Raw genomic sequence first — 23,981 nt, 5'->3', positions numbered from 1 at the left:
AAAACCTTATTGTCCTTTTGCTTTTTGGGCATCAAATGCCGTCATCACAACCATATTCACAATCTGCTGTACCGAACTGCCCAATTGCAGGATATGCACCGGTTTTTCCAGACCAAGCAATACAGGCCCTATCAGTTCAAATTCAGCCACTTCTTTTAATAAATTATAAGCAATATTTCCGGAAGACAGGTTCGGGAAGATCAGGGTATTCACCCCGCCCGAAACCAGGTCGGAAAAGGGATAGTTTTCTTTCAGCACTTCAGTATCAAAAGCGAGTGCCGCCTGGATTTCCCCATCAATGATCAGATCCGGTTGCTTGGCTTTTGCGATGCGTGCAGCTTCGCCCATCATTCTTGCCTCGGGGGTATCGCTACTCCCAAAGTTGGAATAAGAAAGCATGGCCACACGAGGCGTAATATTAAAGCGTTCTACCTCTTTAGCAGTAAGCAAAGCGATATCGGCCAGTTCTTCGGCATTCGGATTCAGGTTTACCGTAGTATCGGCCAGGAATAGGGGGCCTTTTGGTGTCAGGATGATGTACATACCCGCAACCTTCTTTACACCTTGTTCTACTCCGATGGTTTGTAATGCCGGGCGAATGGTATCCGGGTAATTCCGGGTTAAACCACTGATTAATCCGTCTGCTTCTCCATTGGCTACCATCATACAACCGAAGTAGTTCCGTTCCCGCATGATCTTCTTGGCTTCGTATAAGTTCAGCCCTCTTCTCTTGCGTTTTTCAAAGAACATTTCCCCGTATTCCACCCTTTTCTGTAAGGCTTCTTCACTACGCGGATCGATGATCACCGGATTTTTTATTTCTATTTTATTCTCCGCTATCAGTTGTTTTATTTTCTTCTCATTACCCAGTAAGATCGGGAAGGCAAAGCCTTCTTCCTCTACAATCTGAGCTGCTTTTAAAACTTTGATATTGTCGGCTTCTGCAAATACGATGCGTTGCGGATTTTTTCTTGCTTTCTCATTAATTACCCTGACTATGGAATTGTTGATCCCCAAACGGTCGTTTAGCTCCTGTTTGTAGGCTTCCATATCCATAATGGGTTTGCGCGCCACACCGCTGTTCATTGCGGCCTGTGCTACAGCCGGGGCAACGGTGGCCAGCAAGCGTGGATCTAAGGGTTTCGGGATAATATATTGCGGGCCAAAGGTGATGTTTTTCTCTCCGTAGGCAATATTCACAATTTCAGGTACGGGTTGTTTGGTCAGTGAGGCCAAAGCATACACCGCAGCAATTTTCATTTCTTCGTTAATGGCTGTAGCCCTTACATCCAAAGCTCCTCTGAAAATAAAAGGGAAACCTAATACATTATTCACCTGGTTAGGATAATCACTTCTCCCAGTGGCCATAATGATATCGGGGCGTGCTGCCACGGCATCATCATAGGTGATTTCCGGATTCGGATTGGCCATCGCAAATACGATTGGATTTGGCGCCATCGCACGGATCATATCCTGGCTCAATATATTCCCGGCACTCAAACCAATAAACACATCTGCTCCGCTTAAGGCTTCGGCAAGGGTGCTGATGGGTGTGTCGCGTGCAAAGACCATCCGGCTTTCATCCAGGTTTGTACGATGGATGTTGATGATCCCGTCGATGTCGAACATCAGGATATTTTCTTTTTTAACGCCCAGGTTCAGGTACATTTTCACACAAGCGACAGCAGCTGCACCGGCGCCGCTCACGACCATTTTAATTTTTCCAGGCTCTTTATCTACAATCTCCAGCGCATTTAAGAGGGCAGCACCCGATATCATGGCTGTACCATGCTGGTCGTCGTGCATGACCGGGATATTCATGGCTTCTTTTAAGCGTCTTTCGATCTCGAAACACTCCGGCGCCTTAATATCTTCCAGGTTAATGCCGCCAAAAGTCGGTTCTAATGCTTTAACTACGGTTACAAATTCATCAATATTTTTGGTATCTACTTCTAAATCGAATACATCAATATCTGCAAATATTTTGAAGAGTACGCCTTTTCCTTCCATGACCGGTTTGCTGGCACCCGGGCCAATATCGCCCAGTCCCAAAACCGCAGTACCGTTACTGATCACCGCTACCAGATTGCCTTTGGCGGTATATTTATATATATCTTCAGGATTTTCTTTGATCTTCAAACAAGGCTCTGCTACGCCCGGGGAATAAGCAAGAGAAAGGTCTCTTTGCGTTTTCGTATTTTTTGTAGGAACTACTTTTATTTTACCCGGCCTTCCGTTGGAATGATAATCTAGTGCTTCTTGCTTGATGTTTCTATGTGTGCTCATTCTGCTCGTTTTGGAAATGCTGTATATTAAAACAGCCTCAAATTTAATGATTTGAGGCCGTTTATAAAATTTATTTAGCTAAAAATATAAATATTACTAAAGCATTACAAGCCATAGGTCTTTATAATTTTATGATCGCCATCAAAAACGAAGCGCACTTTGGAGGCAACGCGTTTTTGCTTTTGGTCTTTTATGGAGTAGTAAGAATAGGTCGTAGACACATCATAGGTGTTGTCGCTTATCTTATCTACTTTAATATTGGAGTGCTCATTATTCTGAGTAATGTCCCAGGTACGTTGATAGCGGGCACTTAATTCGTCATAGGTAGGATAATTGATATCCCAGTAGCGCTCCATATTTGGGGAAAAATGCTGATAAATGCTTTCGAAATTCCGGGCTTGCTCTGCGGTCAACAGATCCTGGATTTCCCGGGCATTTACGCGGTCATCTTCTGTTTGTGCGGGCGCTGCTGCCTGTATGGGCTCTGGCGCTTTCTCCGGAGTCTTTGTCGCGTTTGCGGTATCAGTTGTTTTTACATCTTTCGATACATCTGTATTTTGTTTGTCTATGACCACAAAATAGTAGGCCAGGGCACCGATAAGCAATAAGCCCACAATAGCAAATATCCAGGCACCACCGCTGCTTTTCGTTTTGGTCGCGGCATTGAAAGGGGCAGGAGGTACATTGCTGTAATTCTGCTCGGCCTGTGGCGAGCTATGGGTCGGGTATTCAATTTTACTGACTGGTGGTGGATTCGGGATAATAGGAGCGTGACCGGTGCGGGACTGGCTTATAAATTCCTGTTCGTAATTCTTAGAACTAATCGCATCGAGGTTCCAGTGCCGGTACAGACCGTTCATGTGAATGGTGACTTCACTATCATTAAGGTCCTTCCAGGACTCTAATAATTCTTGGGGGGCTTCTTGTCCGAATTTCCTTTTATACAGGAAATTAATATAAGCGACGATATTATTTTTATTGATCATGTTTCGTATACAGTTTTATGGTTCCAGGGCATATTTGACGTATTCGATCTTCCCTGAGTTGTCAAATTTAGTATAATATTCTTTTGCAGAACCGTCACAATTAAAAAGAAAATAGGTGTCGTTGGCAAATTTAAACAGGGTATTGTCATTTTTAAGGTCTGTGTAGGCATCAGTATAAGCAGTTTTATACCTTAGAGGACGAGGTGCTTCGTATGTATTTGTTTCCGGGTTGCCGTAAAACATATAATAGCCCCCGTCGGACAATTGTGCCACAATACCATAAACATTATCTTTAAGGGTTTGTTTGATCAGCGCCGAATAGGTTTTGTTGCTATTGCTACAGGTATTGACAATGTACAACTTCTGTAATGCAGGTGCTTGCTTGATGCTTCCTACCACTACTTTTCGGAACGGAGACGTCAGCCCTGCACTTTCATTTTTGGCATTGTTGATCTCCCGAAACACATTGCGGTATACCAGGAAATTATCTTTGTCGTCGATCACATAATTTTCATTCACATAGCCAAAAGCTTTGGGATTGTTGAACAGGTAATCATTAAAACGAGTACTGTCGAAAACGACCTTACGACAGGCATACATTTTGTCGTTTACCTTGATGTTGTAAGACTGCTTATCGGTTGTGCGTAAATAAGATACTGAATTGGCAGTGGGGTAGATGTCCATCCGGCCCAGCGCATTACCTTCTATATCCCTGATTGTTACATTGTCGGTCGTGACATACAAATAGCCCAATCCTTTAAATTGCTTGTATTGGTACAAAAGGTAGGCGCCTATGGCAAGTACCGGGATAAAAAGCAACAGCAACCATGTTTTGCTGCTTTTTTTTGCCGGAGCATTTGTCGGCACATAGGCCCTGTTTGTATTCCCGGCCGGAGCCGGATTCGGTGTCGTTGTAGGCGGACTGGGTACCGCAACCGGTATACTCCCGGCCTTGCTTTCAAAATATTGTTTTATTTCCTGTTGGGCATCAGCCTCCGTATAATTCCAGGTCTTAAAGAGTTCGTCCAGGTATTGCTGTACTTCCACATCGTTAAGCCCCGACCAGCTGCTAAGCACGTCTTCTGAGGCTTCTTGTGATAGTCTTTTCTGATACAGATATTTGATGAAGTCGATAATATTGCTACTGTTGATGTCCATGCTTTGTATTTTAGTTGGTTGTTTTGTCTGCAATCTTAATTAAGATGTCATTGGGTACCGGTACGGCATTATTCTGAATCTTAAATTTTGCATACACACTATTGTTATTCTTGTCGTAAGATATCTTGAACCCAAACTGGTTAAGCTCATATTTTAATAAGGCTTCGTTGCCATTATAAAAGTCTTTGGTAATCTCATTGGCACCCTCTATACTCACAACCAATTGGGAGTCCGCAATGGCTGTTTTGACATTGGGATGATAGGCTGAATTGAGTAGTCGTATAAATGTATCCGTCTTTACCCAGTTGAGGTGCTCTTTGCTGAAAGCGGCTTCCTTAACCGTGATTTTTTCGGTATCCGCAACGGCATTGCGTTTACTCACCTTAAGCCAGGACACCAGGCCTATGGTAAGTGCCGCTGCCAGGGCTACTAAAACTATTTTGATGGGCATTGCTTTCATGATGCTCTATTTGAAATAATATTTGAATGATTGGGATTCCATACATTGCGTGATGATGCCGTTTACGACATTCCAGTCAAAGTCACCGGTATTGTCCACGGCAAAATACCAGGCATACAGTTTTGCGTTTCCGATATTGGCTGCAGCGGTAATGTCTTTGTCTGAAACGACTACGACCAATCTTCTGGAACTCTTCCCCTTGGAGGTCTGCTCATTGATGGTACCCGTTTTGGCATAGAAATGATAATTGCTGTATTGTGCTTTTATAGCTGCAAGCCTTTTACCGGTACCATTAGCACCGCCGATCACATCGCTCATGCCCTGGAAGATATTATAAGCCATAAAGGTCCTGAAATTGCCATCGCCTTTCCAGGTAGAATCGACCTGCCAGTCCCATTTGGGTAATTGCTGTTTGGTAATGCCCAGATGGAAATTCCGATTCTGTGAAAACATCGACAAGTACATCTGTAACATCATGAACGGTGTTAAGCGATAAGGATAGCCACCCAGCGTTGCTGTTTTTAAACCTAGATTAAAGTTCTGCTGGATCTCTTCAAAAGCACGCTCCGACTGCAAATAATAAGACTGTTCGGGGAAGCTCCATAAATAACCTCCGCTGCGGTTTTTATCCAATACATTATATAAGCCCGAATCTACATAATTGACCCGGTCTATACTGGTGAGCTGCTGGTCGTTTTTCTCTTTATCCTTGGTTCTCAAATTGGCATTTTGTTCCATACCGATCGCAATCAGGGAGTTTTCATTTCCGAAATAGGTTTTATTGGTCTTACCTTTATCTGTTGCCGGCCAGTTGCCTTTGCGGGCATTGAAATTGGGCAGGTTATAATTCACGCCGTTAAAAGATAATTTCGGAAAACTGTTATTAGCACCGGCATTGGTGCTTAACACGTTGGCGAGGCTATACTTGCCTTCTTTAAGGTAATAGTCTCTGCTATATGAGCCGAGGAACATCATCACGGATTGGTAATAGTTACTGGAAAATTCCAGGAATTTGGCTAAGCCCACATCTCCGTAATAGTGATCATCGTTTTTCCAGGGTTTTACCAGTTTTAGCCCGGCATAGTTGTCCAGTTCCGGTACCCCTGCAGGATGCATGATCAGGCGTTCCCATCCGGCATTCACCTGCGAGGCAATCAGGCTGGTGGTTAAAGGTTTTATCGAAGAGCCAGGCCCGAGGAACAGGTTCAACAGGTTGCGGTTACCCCATTGGTCTCTTTCGTTCTTTGCATTGCTGTAAAAGAACTGCTGGCGTTGTAAGGCATATATAGCCGCATCATTATTCGGATCCAGTACCTTACGGTTGGTTACATAGTCTGCCATCAGGCGTACATTACCGTCGCCGTCTGCCGCAATAACACTAAAGTTATATTTCTTGTTTTTATCGGCGATGCCTTTGCCGGCACTGTTGATGGTTTGCTGTACATTTTTGGACAACTCATAATCCATCGTAATGCGTACATCTTTATTTAGCTCTAATTCGTTGCTGTAGGCTGTTTTCAGGGCGTTGGCAAAGTTATAAATCCAGAAATTATTTTCTTTAAGCGGATATACGATTTTGTATTCTCCGTTGATCCATTTATTCAGTGCATAACGGTTGCCGGCATTCCGGAAGCCTAAGGTAAAGGACTGGTCTTTATTAAAAACAGTAGCCAGGTCTTCATTGTTCAGGGTGCTCACAAATGAAGTAGCATTTTGTTCAATGTTTTTTTCTACGTTTTTATAAACAAAAATATGCGACTGCCCTTTGCTGCTGTTATTCACATTGATAATCCCCACATTTTCCTGATTGGTATGTGCAAACCAATTGCCCGGCATCAGTGCAAACTGTATACTGCTGCTGGGGTCATTTATGAAATAAGGCAGGTTTACATTTTTAGCCTGATTGTTATACGTCACCAAAGCAGTAGATACATCGTTGAAGAATAGGGATTCACTTACATTTCCGTTCCATATTTTCCTGCTTTCTATCGGAGGCAATTCTAGGTACATGTTTTTATTGTACACTGCATTATACCGTTCATTATCAAAAATGATAAATAGCGGGTTATTGAGTTCAAATGCAGTAGAGGGTTTGTCAATCAGGTTGTTCAGGATACTCCTGGTGTAAGGATCAGTAACCACATCATTTTTCAGATGGGTAAACCGCTCATCTTTACCCAGTATGCTGATCAGTTGTGCATAATTTGTTTTAATGCGTTTATTGTCCAGGCTATCTTGTATCGTAGACAATAATCCATTCAGGTCTACATCAATATGCTTTTGCGTTTTGTCCAGCGTAATCGAGAAGTTTTTATTGTTCAACTCATTTTTCTTTACCGTAGTCAGCGCAAAAGCCGCAATTAAGCCCACAAAGAATAAATACTTGATTGCATTGTTTTGCAACTTAATATTAAACGAATGCTGCAAGGTTGGGGTTTGCACCAAGGTAAGCCCCAGTAAGAGCAGGGGAAGGATTACCGAAACCCTGCTGGTCAGGCTCAGGAATGGAAAATCCTGTCCGAAAAACACAAATCTGTTGGTTGCGGTTAACCATACAAACAAGGCAATGGTAAACAATAAAATAAGCGGAATCAATCCGGCATAACTAGCCAGGTCCTTTTGTGTCGACTGGCTCGTGGGCACCATATGTACTTTATAGGAAATCAGGTACAGGATCATCGGCAGCAGGATCAAGATCAGGATCAGGTACATCATGAAGTCGCCCAACTCGCTGATCACATAACGGGCAATCACCACATCTCTTGTCTGTGTAGGATAGTCAACACCCACGCGGGAGTGTGGCCTTAGGTTGATGGTATGGCTTTTGTCGTATGGTTTACTGATGTAGGAATTGATGAACCACTGGTTCTCGGCCGTCTCGATAATCTTACGGGTCTTAAAAGAAGTGTATTCGTTTTCCTGTAGTAATTCGCTAATCGGCTGATGAATGATAGATGCCCGGTACTGCACATGTTTGACCACATCATTTAACTGATGGTCTACCCGTGTGCGGGTAAACGGAATGGCAATCAGGATGGCCCATAAGGCCAATACGCCGGTGCTGATCTTGAGCAGCTTACTATTTCTGGGGTATAAGACATACACGATCAATACCGCCAGGATCAGGACGACCAGGATCACCAGTAGTTTATACGTCAGCAGGTAATAAAATAGTGATTTAAAGGATAAGGTCGTGAGGTACACGACTAAAGCTGTGAATCCGTATATCCAGTAATTATTGGGTTTGTACAACATCCGTTTTACACTGTTGTTACTACGATCCAGCGGTTTTTTGAGGAAGTTGACAAAGATGTTTTTCAGTAAGATGAAAAGTGTAAATAAGATTGCAAAACCCCGGTCGCAAATGGCAAAGAATAAGATCGTCGATGCCGTAATCAGGAAGGTGGGATTATTGAATAAATAATAGAAATAGGCTTTGAACTGTATTTTTAATTTCGACTTTTCGCCTTGTATATCCAGTGGTTTGTATTCGAAATACTGATTGCTGATCTTTGAGAAATACCAGTAACCCAACAGCGGTACCAAAATGGAAATGATCCGGGTGAAAATCTCGATATGAATGATCTTTTTATTGATGTAAAATAAGACCAGGCATGCGGCAATAAACAGGATATAGCTTTTATTGATTTTGGCTACATTTCCGGTATTCAATTTCAGGTATTGGGCAATGCTGAAGTCTCCTTTTTTATTCAGGATACTCCGGTATATAATAATGACCAGTACAAAGAGCAATACCCATACGAGGGTAAGCGGTACAGGCAGCATCGTGCCCATATTGAAGTCAAAATTGATCAGGGTATTTTCCAGCTCATACTTGGTAATATTATCCAGTGGCGGGAAGGTGGCAACACGCCAGTATAAGATAAAGCGCAGGGCGGTCAGCACAAAAATAACCGATAATATGATAGGCTCTAAACGGTCTATCTTTTTTCCGGAAAAAAATACACTCAGCACGACAAAGGCGATGTAGATAATGCCTAAGTATAATACCGTATTGTCGGGGCTAAAACCATTTTTAGAGAAATCTCTGAGGTCAAACAGGTATTGTACCGAGTTATCCTCGCTACGAAGGCTGAACTTCTGGTTCTCGATCTTATGATGCTTACCCTTATTGTTATTGTCCGTTACGGCAATAGCCAGCGGGGTATTGGCACCGCCGGTAATGTAGTCTACATTACCATCGATGCTTTGTGTTACTTTTAAATTGTAGGTTGTGAAATAAAAACCTTCTTTCAAATTATCGGCAATAATGCGATCAAAGTCATTGGTGATAAAACGGATATTTTTATCACCCCGGGACTGCACCCCAGGACTTTTAAGCATATAGGTATTGGGATAATCGAAAAGCAGCGCCATGTTATGCTGCGCATCTATGGCATAATCGGTGTTGTTGATCGATCCGATATGTAAGCGCTTCTTGCTATTATTAAAGCCTATATAGAACTGTTCGTTCAGGGGAATGGAAGTGGTATTCGTCGTTTTGGCAACAACCGCCTGTCCATTGACCCACAATTGGTAACCATTATCAAAAAAGCTGTTATCGGGAAATATTTTCAGGGCTTTTTGTTTGTTGTCATAATCGGCCAACAAATACGTATTGCCCAGCTCCAGTAAGATTGACTCCAGTACCTGGTAGCTTTCCGCTTTGCCCGATTGTATATTTTTGGCATCTAAGAAAAGGTCAAACAAGGCCATTCCTTTTTGCAGCGGATTGTCCTTGATGGTTATCTTGTCGGTATAGGGCGCCACAAGGTTATATTGATCCAATAGCTCTCTATCATTACTCTGCAGGGTAATGATATACTCCGTTTCGCCATCGGGTGCGCCGAACAATTTCTGGAAGAAATTATATTGAGTTTCTTTTACCTGAACCTGAATGCTGTTTTGTGCATTCTTGATGGTGAAATGATCCGTGATATTTTGCGCAAAGATATTATTCAGCAGGCGGCCTTCTCCCTCTTCGTTTACCTGAATAACGGGTTGATAAAACTGAGAAAAGGTGATGTTTGCCTGGTTATTTCCGCTGGCCGCAAAAGTGATTTTGGCATTTTGACTGGCACTGTCCTGTAGAATCGGGTAAACGTTTAAACTCTTATTAAAGGCGATACCCGTATTACTCAAACCATGGTACTCATTATTGGAAAACCATGCACGGTCGCTTTGCGGATTCATAGTAAAATAAACAGCAAACACCCCGGAGAGGAAGACCACGGTAAGCAATCCGAAATTGAGGATGCTTTTCCATTTATTATTGAACGATACCATTTTGCCGATCCTCGGATCCCCTTGCTGATATTGTTGCAGTTTGGTGTTAATGATATTTTCCAGGCCCAGTTTCGTTACATAAAATAAGAGACAGGCAATGATCGTAATGCTCAAAAACCAGCTGAGCACACTGCCATAAGCAATGTTAAGACCGATGATTGTCGCCGCCGGTATACCAAAGAACAATATTTTTTTCATCTAGATATGCTTTAATTTATAACCTTGAATGATCGTGTCATCCAGTTCTGTAACCCCGTTCTTTTTTAAGATTTGGATAAGGGTACGTACATTGCTTGGTATTTTATCGATGGGTGTGTTGCCATCTATTGCAGTAAATTCATTGGTAAAAGATGGATTGCCCGTCACCAGTTGGATATTGGCATCATCATACTTTAATTTTTTCCGGATCTTGGTTCTGGTAATGCTGGAAAAGTGTGCCGCCGCAAGGTTGAGCTGTTTGACGATGGCCGCTTCATTGCCCGAATCAATGGCTTCCTGTAAAGGCAGGATAATTTTATTAAAGACCTGGTTATAATACAATTCGTCTCCCGAAATAAGAGCCTGTGTTTTCTCTGTGATCAGCTTATTTTTTTCTTTCAGCTCTTTATTATCAGCTTTTAGTTTTTGTACACTCTCACTTGCCGGTGCCGGTGTATCGGGCAGGGCAGCGGGTATCGGATCAATCACTGGTGCGATCAATTCTTTTTTGCCACTCATGCTCTTGCCAATCACAAAGCCGATGATGAGTGCGGCAAGTCCGCAAATAGCCGGAATCAGCCAGTTATTGCTTTGGGTTTCCGTAACCGCTATGGCCGGTTGCGCGCCTTCTTCCACAGTAGTGTCCGTGGTATTAAGCGTACCCTCTTTTTTAATCACCAGCTTTCCATCGCGCATTTTGCCGGCTATATCCAACAATTTATCTACGGTCGTTTTGCCGGCATTGTCTTTGAGGGCCTCGGCAAGCTGGGCGGGACTAATGTCCAGGATATTATAAACCTGGCTACTGTCTTCCGGATTGGCCAGGCTTATGGTATTGCCATGATGGACTAATTTGAATTCTTTAGCATGCTCATCCTTCTGGATTTTTACCGTATCCCTTTTTACGATTACGGCGGCATTGCCACTGTAACCCGGGATGCTCATCAGCCCTTTTTGGGCATCAATAGCACTTTGGGCAATCCCTGTCAGGCTTAAGCTCAGTATGGATAAGACGAAAATTATTTTTTTCATATAAACAGAATAATAAGAATGAATGTTGGCGATAAGATTAAAAATACTGAGGGCCTTTTGGCTTATTCGGAGTGACCGTATAAGTACTTGGGTTTGGCCCTTGCCCTGAAAAAGGCGGTGGCGGCATAATCGGGGCCTTTCTGATATCATCCCTGCGGATACTGTATATATATTGTTCGTCGATATAATTCGGGAATAAAGAGGGTACCACCATATTCATCTCTACTTTATCATGATCAAAGATCTCTGATAAAGTAAGAATATGTTTCACCACATTATGTTCCAATTGACGCACCAGGTATCCCTGCGGTGTGAAAATGATATCGGCATCTACCGCTTCGTGCTGATTGTCGTAGATGCTGCTGCTGGATACTTTAAAGCGCTTGGCACCGATCAGGATCTGGCTTTTGTATAAGGAATTATAGGTAATTGCTTTTTCCGTAGTCAATACAGCTTTCGCATTTTCTATATCATTAAGCTCATTAAAGAAGATGTTGATCAGACGGTTTCCAAAGCTGGTCTTTTTCTTGTCTTCTGTCGCCTCTGCTTTGGCTTCTGGAGTAGATTTGGGCCTATCCATTACGATAATCTGTATGGGGTAGCCGATGCGCTCTGTATTCAGGCGAACCGTATTATTAAAGACCCCTTTAATGCAGACATCTTTTAACTCCGTACCACTTAAAGTATGCACCCAGTTTTCAGAAAGCTGTAATTGTGTCTGGATACAGGCTCTGAGTTCCCGCTCCAGGGGTTTGAATAAAAACCCGCGGCCGGTAAGCACAATGCCGCCGCAGTTAAAGTCTTCTTTATTGTCTTTAATCATCTTAAGGTTACTCACGACGCGCTGCGCAATCAATTTGCAGGTTTCTTCTACATAGCCGTAGAAATCGCTGATGTTTTCTATTTGTGCCAGCAGGTCAATAAGGGTATTGATGTCAGAACCCGCTTCAGTGATATTACGGAAATTGAAATCTCCGGAACGGGCATTGGTCCATTGGTTCAGTGCATAGCCGTTGTTGTCATTATAATTATACTTTAAGCGTTCCAGCTCTTTGTACAACCTGTTTTTAATCTCCAGGTTGCTGTCCGTAAGGTTGCGCAATACCTGCTCCTTAATGAATTTAAAAGCCGTGTGCTGGTTGTCGGCATTTGCCCGGATGTAGTGTAAGACTGTCTCAAAAATAGCGAAGGTGATCATGTTCCCTGCACCTGCAAAACCATTTCTGTAGGTCGGTTTGATGTTAAACAGGTTGTCCTTCCCTGTTCTGATGACCGAAAAATCGGTAGTGCCTTTACCCGCATCTACAATGATGTAATCACTGTCTTTCTGCACGTGCACATCATTTTTATTGATATATCCGAGGAATGAGGCATCACTTTCCGAAATAGTCAGGATTTCCCATGCCAGGATCTTATCTTTATATTCATGCTGGGCAAAATCGTTAAAGATCTTATGCAGCAATTGTTGAGTGTGCCGTATATCTGCATAATCGTAGATATTCGGTACCAACAGGATAAAGCGGATCTTCCTTTGTGCCGTACTATATTTAATAAACTCCTTCTTTAAGAAAGACTCGATAATGACATTTAGAATGCTGTTATAGGTTTTGTTTTTTACCTCGCCCAGGTTCACATTAATGTCATAACCTTCTTTGTTGATGTTGAAATTAAGCCGGCTGAATACATCTACATATTTATGGGTAATCTTAAGATTGGGTAATTGGTGAAAACGGTTCTCCGTCAAGGTTACAAAACCGCTGTCTCTGCTCGAACTATTCACCATCATCTTCAGGTTTTCCGGCATGTTTTGGATAAAGAGTTCTTTTTCTATATCCTCATAGTCTCCTGTAAGGTCTTCTTTCAGGAAGAAAATGGATTTATAGAAATTTGTATTTTCTTCTTCCTGATAGTAAGAGGAGTTATCTTCCTTACTAATCCACCCTTTCGCTTTGTGAAATGCATAAATATTCCGGAACAGGTTTTCATGTTCTGGTTTCTTTTCCTGATAGCCAAAGCCGCTTTGGTAGCGCTTAACCGCCAATTGGCTGGATTCGGAACCAAAGTCCAGTGCCATACCCAAAAATTGATCGGGATGGGCAAAGGAGAGGATAAAACTACTGGTGTAGATCTGATCTCCTACTTCCAGTGTAACGATGATCTTCAGATCGGGAAAGGTACTGTTATGTATCGTCTCTAATCTGTTGCCGATATTGCCCAATACATTAAATGCACCGTTGCTATAGTTGTTGGCCGTGATGGCGATACAGTCGCCATAATAACCGATATTACTGGTTTCGGATTGTACCGGCGCATCAAAAAATTGCGGGGCTGCCTTTTTTACTTCCGGTTTATAAGTGTCCAGGTCATCATAGGTAAGGGCTGCCGGGGCTGCCTCTTTGTTTTCCGGTTCCTGAGGCGCTGCTGCTACTGGGGCAGGCTTTACTTTTAGACTGATGGTTAAGGTTTGTCCCTCTAAAATATAACTGGGACTCAGGCTTCCGATCGTAATATCGCTTGTACCGGGAATAAACGTGCGGATATCAGCATCTTTCAGCATGCTGAACAGGTTGAAATGAACATTTTCCGGAACCTCTACAATGTACCTGTTTTCGGTAGTTCTGTCCTGTCCTTGCAATTGTAAGGTAACTTCTCTTCTATCATTTATGATAATTGGTAGAATATAGTAATTCATAATATTATTTTACTTGGTCTAGCGTACTGCAAAATAGTGATTTACTTACAAAAGTTATTATAAATTCGGCAAAATGCCTCATCCTTCGGTAAGCGCCGGCAATTTTAGAACAGTGTACTATTTATGCATAGAACGGGCAAAAAGTAACCCAGTTTATCTAAATAAGAATGGTAAAATATACTGCTAGAAGATTGATTAATATCAATATATACTTGTATGACAAAAGGCAGTTCATAAAGAACTGCCTTTGCGATAAGAAGAAGATTAAATAAAATTACCGGAGCACGCTAAACTTTCTATAGCTGATACCCGCGGATGTGTGTACTTGCATAAAATAAGTTCCGGATGCAAGGGCTTCAACGGAGAGGTGATGTGTATTGCCCTTGATTGGCTCAGAAGCATATACTTTTTGTCCGATGCTATTGTAGACCACCACATATTCCATGTTAACTCCAGAGGTCTTGTTTTCGATGATCAGGTTTTTTGCCGCAGGGTTAGGATACACAATAATGGTTGCTTTATCTGTTCCTACATGATTAATGCTGCTGGGCAGGGTAACCGTTATGGTCACTGAGCTGTCTGCCGTATCACAATTATTAATCATCCTGAGGTTTACCAAATAGTTACCATTGGCCGTGTACATATGTGTTGGCGCCGGATCCGAAGAGGTATTGCCGTCTCCGAAATCCCAGTGATAAGTATTGATGCCTTGTGGGTTGGCAGTGCCGAAATTGATCGTGCCCGCTGGTGCCCCATTTTGGTAAGTGATCGCATTAATAGAAGGCGGAGCCACAAAACCGATATGGATACTATCGCTGACCGTACAATTGCTGGTATTGGTGACCAAGACACTATAGGTGCCCGAATCCGTTGTATTAATGGTTTGGGTATTGGCAGCGGTATTCCAGTTGTAAGTACTGCCTGCATTGGCGGCATCTAATGTCAGCGCTTCGCTGGCACAAATGATGGTGTCATTGCCAAGGTTGAGCACCGGTACAGGAAGTATTATTGCAGAAACCAATTGCCTTGCGCCTTCACAACCGCTTTTGATTTTCCATTTATATAAATAATTATAATTATTCGAAGGGGTAGTACTGGCGGCATAGCCACTTTTAATCAACCCGACATTAGGAATGGGGAGCGGGAAATTATTATAGTTGGGGTCCCCCATAAGCTTAAAGGCATTCGGTACAATATTCTGGACTACTAAACGATAGTTTTGTCCTGCAGGGATATTAAAATTAAGGGGTATTGTATTCCTAAGGGTAAGGTTATTTCCGATTACAGCACTATTGACCGATTGTAATACAATACCATTTGCATCCTTCAGGGCAATGGTTATTTGTCCCAAACTGGTATCTGCAAAAGCATGGTATCCAAAGACGTCTACACTTTCTAAAGTGAACGGACTGGTTGCATCAAAGGTCAGGCCCCAATCCGGGATATTAGCATAGTTTTGAATCGAGGTAAAATTATGTAAGCCCGCAGAGTCGAAACTGGCGCCACTTTGTGAAGCACCACTTACATAATAGCTTGTGGTATTATTCAGATAAGGCGTTGTAAAGCTATTGCCCGTATGCAACAAAGTGTTGGTTGTAGGATTGCTATACCAGTGCACGTACGCACCGGGATTTGGTATAGCCTGTAAGGTTAAGGTTCCGGGCCCGCAAATTGAATCATTCGCTACTGACAGGATGCCAGGATTATTAATATGAATCGCCGCTACATTTGTATAGCAGGTTACATTTTCTGTTTTTATTTTAGTTCTGTACCAGGTATTGCTGCTTAAAGAAGGGGAGAGGTAATTGACTTGCTGTGCGCCGGAAATATCCGTCCAACTGATATTGTCTGTTGACTGTTGCCATTGCAGGGTATCACTTACTTTGTATCCGGTAGCCGGTGCCAGCGTGAGTATGGCGGACTGTGCACTGCAAATGGTATCGTTAAGGCTGGTGTTTGTAAAGGTGGTCGTGCTAAAGGTTGCTTGTAAGGTATCATTGGTATGGTCAATATCGGCCACGCCATTAGTGGTGTTGATCCAGATTTTGATGGTCGTAGCACCATTGAGGGCTACGGAAGGGAGTACTAAAGTGTCTCTGCTTTGTACTAATGAGCTGGAAGCGGTGACCATATGGGTTTGGAAAGAAACCGGTGTTTGTGTCACACCATTAAGCTGCCAGTTGAATTGTAAAGAATCAATGGTATTAGTTCCTTCGTTTTGTAAAGCCACACGAATACCATAATTGCCCGGGCAGCGTAGCGTAGAGCGCGTTGTTATCGCTTTTATCGCACCATTATTGGGTAAAGAAGCAGAGGTCCATTCCAGTGCCCCGAGGGTAGGAGTTGCCGTTCTGGGGTTACCGTTCATATCAGTTGCCACTGCGCTGCTCAGGTTTTCACCTGTATTGGCCAATAGTGGATTGGTTGGTCTGAAATCGTTGTTATTGGCATTGTTGAATTGAGGGTCCAGATCCGTACTTCCCGTTTCCAGGCCGGGAAAGTTTAATTGAAAATTAACCCTGTTATAGCCGGAAGGCGCTCCCGGATTGGTAAGTGCACATTGGCCAAAATAGCCGTTGTTGACATAATAATTGTTCTTGCGGGCTTCTGCAATACTGGATTTGTACCGGTAAAAGAATCCTGACCGGCTCCCCGGACTAGATACGGGAGGGACAATACGCACCAAATTGTTTTTGACATAACTTTTCACATTGTTTGCCATCACCTTTATGCCAAATACTTCTGCATAAGGGGTTAGTCCGTTAAGCATATGGCGCATGTCGATCGTGTTATGGTAGATCATGTTCTTGTTTTCCAAAACCTTTATACCATATACTTCCCCAAATCCGCTGCCCCCACCGGTAATATTATAGATGAGGTTATTGTATATCTGCGTATAGGTTGTGGTGTCAGAAGCAAAATTGCTGATGCCATAGAAAGATTGGTTATTGATTCCGGTACCCACATAAGCATCATGTATCTTATTATTTCGGATAATGCTATTAGTGCCTCCGGAAAGATATATGCCGTAAAAACCCTGGGTCTTTGGTTTATGAGCCATATTAATATCATTATGGTCAATCACATTATTATTTCCGTTGAAGAAGATGCCGAATAAGTAAAAATCCTGCAGGATATTATTCTTGATGGTGATGTTCTGACCATATTCAATATACACGCCATGCTCAATACCGCCCGAATCTGTAGCGCCTTTTACGATATTATCTGCAATGTAACATCCTGTACAGGTGGTGATATTAGGGGTAGCCGATCTGAAATTAATACCCTGTGTCTTTTGAGGATGATATACTTTTACCCGTGTCATATCAAAGGTACAACGGGTGATGGAATCGCTTTGGGCATTATTGTTGATCAGCGCGGCCCATCCGAAGGTATCGGACAGGGCAACAAAATTCAGGCTGTCGAGGGTAATATATTTGCTTCCGTTCAGTACAACCAGTTCTTTGGCTGTAGCCGTATTGGTATATTGTAGCGTAGCGCCATTTCCGTTAATGCGAATCCTGTTGGTACTGCTGCTACCCGTAATATTTCCCAGTACAATACGGTCATTGTATGCCGTACCGGGTACCACATTTGCGACAACGGTTGCTGAGATGCCATTGGTGGTGAGCGCGCCGGTAAATGCAGTAAAGCTATTGTAATTTGTGCCTCCGGTCGCCTGGCTATTGTCGATCGTATAGCTGCCGGAAAGCGGTGTTTGCGCATGGCTTGTGCTATAAGAGAACAGGCATAACAAGCAGCATAAAAAGAGGTAAAATTCTTTCTTCATGTTTATGGGATATTTGGACAAAAGTAAAGTTCTTTTCTAACATAAAAGCTTTGTTAAGAGGGCTTAACAATAGCGTAGTAACAACAACGAAGAGCCATATGGGCTCTCCGTTGTTGGATTTGATTCTCTTACTTATTATTAGTGCTGTATGAACTTTTCAAGACTAATGAGCGAACCAGAGACTATTTAATGATTTCGAGTTTCCTGCTCACCGGACCTTTGTTGGTCTGTATATACAAGTTATACATACCGGATGCTAAATGATCGGGTAGCTCCAATTTGTAGGTAGTGCCAGATAGGGTAGCGCTTGTTTTATAAACGGTTTGTCCTAAGGTATTGTACAACACAATCTCTCCTGTTTTGACCCCTGCTAATGCCTCAATAAATAAGACTTTACCATTATTCGGGTTAGGATAGATGTGTAGTAATTTTTCATTTTTGGTCAGCTCTTTAAGGCCGGTACCCACAATATATACGGTTGAACTATCGAGTTTGTCATCACATACACTAAAGGTTCTTAGTTTGATGCTGTAAACCCCACCTGCTGCATACGTGTGATTTGGACTTACGGCATTGCTGACCGGTGTATTGTCGCCAAAATCCCACTCATAATTCACCACATTTTGTGCGTTCACTGCATTGAAGTTGAAGCCCATGGGGCCCGTAGCCAAAGCAAGAATACCATTGGTTGTAGGAGAGTAACCGGTTTCTACGATCTCTACGGTATCAACCGTAAGACAACCCTGATTGGTCGTTACGTAAACAATATAGGTACCCGGATCCACCACGGTAATAGTTCTTGTCGTGGCACCGGTTGTCCAGTAATAATCACCACCGTTTTCACCACCCGGACCAGCATCTAATACTTTGCTGCCACCGATACAGAAGTTAGTACCGTTAGCTTCAAGGTCTACGATTGGTCTCAGGCTTACATTTACTATAATACTATCGGCACTGGAACAGGTATTGGTATCGGTTACGGTTACATAATACATCCCGGATTGGGTAACCGTTCTGGCTGCACCGGTCGTATTATCATCCCATAAATAAGTAGCTCCCGGATGTTGTGTACCTGGATTCAGGTTGAAACTTCCCGCCACAGCGATACAGGTATCCAGATCATTGCCCAGATTTACCGGGGGTAAAATATGAATAGTGGCCTTTACAGGTGTTCTTACACTTTCACATCCGCCGGAAGATACCGAAACAACATAATAGGTTTTGGTCGCATAAAGTATTGGTGTGGTAATACTGCTGCTTGTTGCTAATACGGTGGTCGTCGTTAAATTGTCATACCATTTAAGTGTATTGCCGGTACTAGGTACCGCCTGGAGGGTTAAGGCTGCCGGGCTGCAACTTTCCGCTGCCGTTACAGCAGGCGGGCTTACATATTTTACGAACACGGTAGCAGTATTGGAAATACAGTTTGCCCCTCCGGTTAATATCTTGACCCGATACTGTGTGGCCACCCCAAGATTGGTAACAGCGTAATTTACCGTATCCGTATTGGGTATGGTGATCCAGGTGGTCCCATCAGTAGAATATTCCCATGCTAAAGCACCGTCACTATAGCCCGTACCCGGACTTAAAGAAAGGATGGAGAACTCATTGGCACAGATGGAATCTTTAGTTTTGCTCACCAGGAAATTAGCGGTGGTGGCTATTTTAGAGATGGTATCATTAGCCGGTTGTGCATCCGCAACACCATTTGGTAAAGAAGTCCAGACGATGATGTTATTCGCACCCGGATTTAAGGTCGCATTACCCAATACTATAGTGTCCAAACTTTGGCCTGTCGGGCTGTTTAAAGGAACTAAGGTACTGTTATAAGTATAAGGTGTTTGCAGCACACCATTTACGCGCCAGTTTATTTGTAAAGAGCTTATATTATTAGTTCCTACATTTCCGAACATCACTTCTACAGGAATCGTGCCTGCACAGAAATTACCCATAGGACTCAGGAAAGAAAATGCTCTGGCATTATTGATGCCTTGTTGGGCGAATTCGAAAGCACCGATGGTGGGTGTTGCCGATCTGGCCGTCCCTATAATATCTGTGGGTACTGTTGCCGTCAGGTTATTACCGGCAGTCATTAAAACCGGATTTAAAGGCAACAGATCGCCTGTTGTGGAAGACAGGAGTTGTGGATTTACATTTGGAGAACCTATTTCTTGTGTGGGTTGTGCCGCCTGGAATGCTGCTAAGCTGGCATAAGCCGCTCCGTAATAATAAGGTGTTTGTGTACCGGTCTGTGTAGAATTCACATAAACATTATTCTTTTGCAAATCGGCCGGTGTCGTTGCAGAGGATACATAAATGCCATATTTTATGCCCTTGTTACCACCGGTTATGTTGATAATATTATTTTTAGCTTCCGATCCGGTATTGGTCGTCATGTACAGACCATACATCGCACTGGTACTTGTTCCTTGCAGTGCGCTGGCATCTACCGTATTATGGTATACTTTCAGACTAGGCCCTGTAGCTTGTAGCAAGTATTGTATACCGCTGTAATTACCCATATTATAGATAATATTGTTGGCAATAAGGATCGGCGTGGCCGCAGTATTGTTGAAATGGTAATTGTACATCGCATAGAAGCTGCTGGTCGAACTTACGCCCGGAGCCGCCATATCATGGATGCGGTTACCGACCGCTTCTATACCCTTACAATAATAGGCGTAGATCCCGTACGCGGTACCACCAATGGCTGTTTTCGCAGAGCGGTGAATGTTGTTGTTGGATAGTTTTCCGCCGTTAACCTGAGCATACCGGATGCCATAATAATAGAAATTGGTTACAGTATTGCCCACCACATAAATACTGTCATTCTGAGTTGAGGTACCTAATCCTGAAACGGCAATACCATAATAACCACCACCTGCGGCATTGCTGCCTGCAGTAACGGTATTGTTACCAATATACAGATGAGATACATTAGAACCCGTTGTCGGAGCAGTCGTAGAACCCGATACCACAATCCCATTGGCATTAGCAGAGCTGGTACCGGTAATGGCCGACAAGTCAATATCACAATTGATGATGCTATCACGAGCGGCTGCACCGGTCACGAGTATACCCCAGCCATAAGTATTGCTGTTGGTTTTTATTTTCAGGTTATTTAAGGTAAAGTATTGTGTGCCGTTTAAAGTGAAGATATTGGCATCGGAAGTTCCGGTTGGGTTAAATTGCAATGTAGCGCCATTACCGTTTATTCTGATGGTATTGACCGCACTTACTCCGCCAATATTACCAATAGAGACGGTTTCGTTATAAGGTCCGGATCCGGCAACTACGTTGGCGATGACCGGGCCACATATCCCATAACTAAGGGCATCTGCAAAATCATTAAAACTATTGAAGTTTGTACCCGCTGTAGGGGCCGCATTGTTGATGGTATAGGTATTGCCCGGTAAAGATGATTGTCCGGAAAACGTAGCGGTATCATTTGCATGATTCGGATCGGAAAGACCATTGGGTAAAGAGGTCCAGATCACAAGATTGTTGATCCCGGTAGCAAAAGTAATCGTACCAAGGGTAACCGTATCCAAGCTTTGACCAGGTGCTGTAGGCGGTACGAGTGTACCGGTATAGGCAAATGGGGTCTGTGCCACACCGTTCACGGTCCAGTTGATTTGAACCGTATTCAAATTATTAGCACCACCATTACCAATGATCACTTTTACAGGAGCAGTGGTATTGGCACAGAAATTACCGGAAGGGTTTAGGATACCTACCGTTTTGGCATCATTATTGCCGGAAGGTACATATTCAAAGGCTCCGATAGTGGGTGTGATGGTTCTGGCAACGCCAGAAATATCTGTCGGTACACTGCTGAGTACATTGACACCACTATTGATCACACCGGAAGCGGCAGGCGAAAAATCGCCGGTTGCCGGAGACTGGAATTGAGGATCAATATTCGGAGAACCTATTTCTTGTGTGGGTTGTGCTGTCTGGAATGCGGCTAGGCTGGCATAAGCCGCCCCATAGTAATAAGGTGTTTGTGCGCCGGTCTGTGTAGAATTTACATAAACATTATTCTTTTGCAAATCGGCCGGTGTGCTTACTGAGGATACGTAAATGCCATATTTAATACCCGTATTGCCACCGGTAATATTGATGATATTGTTTTTAGCTTCCGACCCCGTATTGGTCGTCATGTACAAACCATACATTGCACTGTTGCTTGTTCCTTGTATCTCGCTGGCATCTACCGTATTATGGTATACCTTCAGACTAGGCCCTGTGGCTTGTAACAAGTATTGTGTGCCGCTATAGTTACCCATGTTGTAGATAACATTATTGGCGATAAGGATCGGCGTGGCCGCAGTATTGTTGTAATGGTAATTATACATCGCATAGAAGGTACTGGTCGAGTTTACACCCGGAGCTGCCATATCATGGATGCGGTTACCAATTGTTTCTATACCCTTACAATAATAGGCATAGATGCCATACGCTGTGCCTCCTATGGCCGTTTTCGCGGAACGGTGAATGTTGTTGTTAGACAGTGCTCCACCATTAACCTGAGCATACCTGATGCCATAATAATAGAAATTGGTCACGGTATTGCCCACCACATAAATGCTGTCATTTTGAACGGTAGTACTTTGCCCCGAAACCGCAATGCCATAATAAGCACCTCCTGCGGCATTACTGCCCGCCGTCACGGTATTGTTACCGATATACAGATGAGATACAGTAGAACCCGTTGTCGGAGAAGTTGCAGAACCCGATACCACAATCCCATTGGCAGCAGTAGAGCTGGTACCCGTAATGGCCGACAAGTCTATATCACAATTGATAATGCTATCACGAGCGGCTGCACCGGTCACGAGTACACCCCAGCCAAAAGTATTGCTGTTGGTTTTTATTTTCAGGTTATTTAAAGTAAAGTATTGTGTGCCGTTTAAAGTGAAGATATTGGCATCGGCAGCTACTGTAGGGTTAAATTGCAAAGTAGCACCATTACCATTTATTCTGACGGTATTGACGGCACTTGCTCCTGAGATGTTACCAATAGAAACTGTTTCATTATAGGGTCCGGATCCGGCAACTACATTAATAACAACCGGAGCGGTAATGCCACAGTTCAAGGCGGTAGCCGCATCGGTAAAATTATTGAAGTTGGTACCGGCAGTAGCCGCGGCTGAGTTAATTGTATAGGTACCCGCAAGGCCTGCTGCTACCGAAATTTGTAAAGGCGTAGAATAAGCCGGAGTACCTCCAGAGCAAACCACTTTACAACGATACCATCTGGTCGCGCTTATGTTGATGGTCAATGGTGTGGTTAGTTGTGGTGCGCCAAGGCTGGTATAGGTGATATTATTTGCAGAACTCTCCCATTCATAGGTTTGTCCGGAACCGGTTACATGGCCGGTCAGCCCCAGGTTTACGGTGCTGCCGATACAGTTTACACCCGGCGCATTAGAAATAGTCGTACCTGCTACCGGAGGATTGGTACAAGGGACGCTTGGAATTACATCCATCCCAAAATCACCCCAGATGGTGGCCAGATTGCCCACGAGCGGCCCTGGTGCGGCAATGATAGACAATCTTTTATTGCCGGTGGCCGTTGAGGTCGGTCCGCTCATTCCGCCTGTTTTTGCCGTGTATTTAATCTCTACAATAAGGGTCTTTGTATTGTCATACAGAAAAGGGATGGTAAGCGGAACCTCATACCAGCCGCCGGCAGTGGCATTACCATTTACCGTAAAGCTTGGTACCAACAGTGCCGGTGTAAAGCCCGTCAGAAAATTGGTGTTAGGAAATGTCGTTAATGTATTTTGTAAAAAAGATACTGAAAAATTGGTATATGTTCCGGTTCCCCCGGCCGCCGCATTTCTCAGATAAATTTTTGTGATCAGCCCGGAAATAGGCAGGGCACTGAAATCAGAAGGTTCATATATCTGTTGACAATGAGAACCCGTATTATTCATGGGAATAGTATTGCTTCCGGTACCCGTACCTTTAAAGTACATGGGGGTCTGTGCACTTACTTTTACCTGAAAACTAACCGATAAAAGCAGCAGTAAAATACAGAAATGCCTGCGCAGTCTGAATAGGTCTTTTGCCATATTTAATATTTAA

9 protein-coding genes are annotated in these 23,981 nt (G+C 43.3%); all 9 read right to left on the bottom strand.

Annotated elements, in window-relative coordinates:
- Positions 1-6: 6 nt before the first annotated feature.
- Entirely contained in the window at positions 7-2,286 is a 2,280-nt protein-coding gene (locus tag DBR32_RS06230) for an NADP-dependent malic enzyme (protein ID WP_124635436.1), read from the bottom strand.
- Between the two features lie 104 nt (positions 2,287-2,390).
- On the bottom strand, positions 2,391-3,272 hold the full coding sequence (locus DBR32_RS06225; protein ID WP_124635435.1) for a hypothetical protein: 882 nt from the start codon (positions 3,270-3,272) through the stop codon (positions 2,391-2,393).
- A gap of 15 nt (positions 3,273-3,287) precedes the next feature.
- Positions 3,288-4,430 carry a hypothetical protein gene (locus tag DBR32_RS06220; RefSeq protein WP_124635434.1) on the bottom strand — a complete coding sequence of 381 codons (1,143 nt, stop codon included), beginning with the start codon at positions 4,428-4,430 and terminating at the stop codon, positions 3,288-3,290.
- Between the two features lie 10 nt (positions 4,431-4,440).
- Positions 4,441-4,890 carry a hypothetical protein gene (locus DBR32_RS06215; RefSeq protein ID WP_124635433.1) on the bottom strand — a complete coding sequence of 150 codons (450 nt, stop codon included), beginning with the start codon at positions 4,888-4,890 and terminating at the stop codon, positions 4,441-4,443.
- A gap of 6 nt (positions 4,891-4,896) precedes the next feature.
- Complete coding sequence (locus tag DBR32_RS06210) at positions 4,897-10,374, bottom strand: hypothetical protein (protein ID WP_124635432.1); 5,478 nt, start codon at positions 10,372-10,374, stop codon at positions 4,897-4,899.
- Positions 10,375-11,406, bottom strand: coding sequence for a hypothetical protein (locus tag DBR32_RS06205; protein WP_124635431.1), 1,032 nt, complete (start codon positions 11,404-11,406; stop codon positions 10,375-10,377).
- 37 nt (positions 11,407-11,443) lie between these two features.
- On the bottom strand, positions 11,444-14,098 hold the full coding sequence (locus tag DBR32_RS06200) for a hypothetical protein (RefSeq protein ID WP_124635430.1): 2,655 nt from the start codon (positions 14,096-14,098) through the stop codon (positions 11,444-11,446).
- A gap of 274 nt (positions 14,099-14,372) precedes the next feature.
- Positions 14,373-17,888, bottom strand: a complete 3,516-nt coding sequence (locus tag DBR32_RS06195; RefSeq protein ID WP_124635429.1) for a PKD domain-containing protein — start codon at positions 17,886-17,888, stop codon at positions 14,373-14,375.
- Positions 17,889-18,070: 182 nt separating this feature from the next.
- The gene (locus DBR32_RS06190; protein WP_124635428.1) at positions 18,071-23,968 is read right to left on the bottom strand and encodes a T9SS type A sorting domain-containing protein; all 5,898 of its coding nucleotides are present in this window, start codon (positions 23,966-23,968) and stop codon (positions 18,071-18,073) included.
- Positions 23,969-23,981: the final 13 nt, after the last annotated feature.

Source organism: Taibaiella sp. KBW10 (assembly GCF_003852495.1).
In the GTDB taxonomy this organism is placed as follows: Bacteria; Bacteroidota; Bacteroidia; order Chitinophagales; family Chitinophagaceae; genus Edaphocola.
The sequence above is the reverse complement of the archived record's forward strand: the minus strand, read 5'-3'. Positions and strand labels throughout refer to the sequence as shown.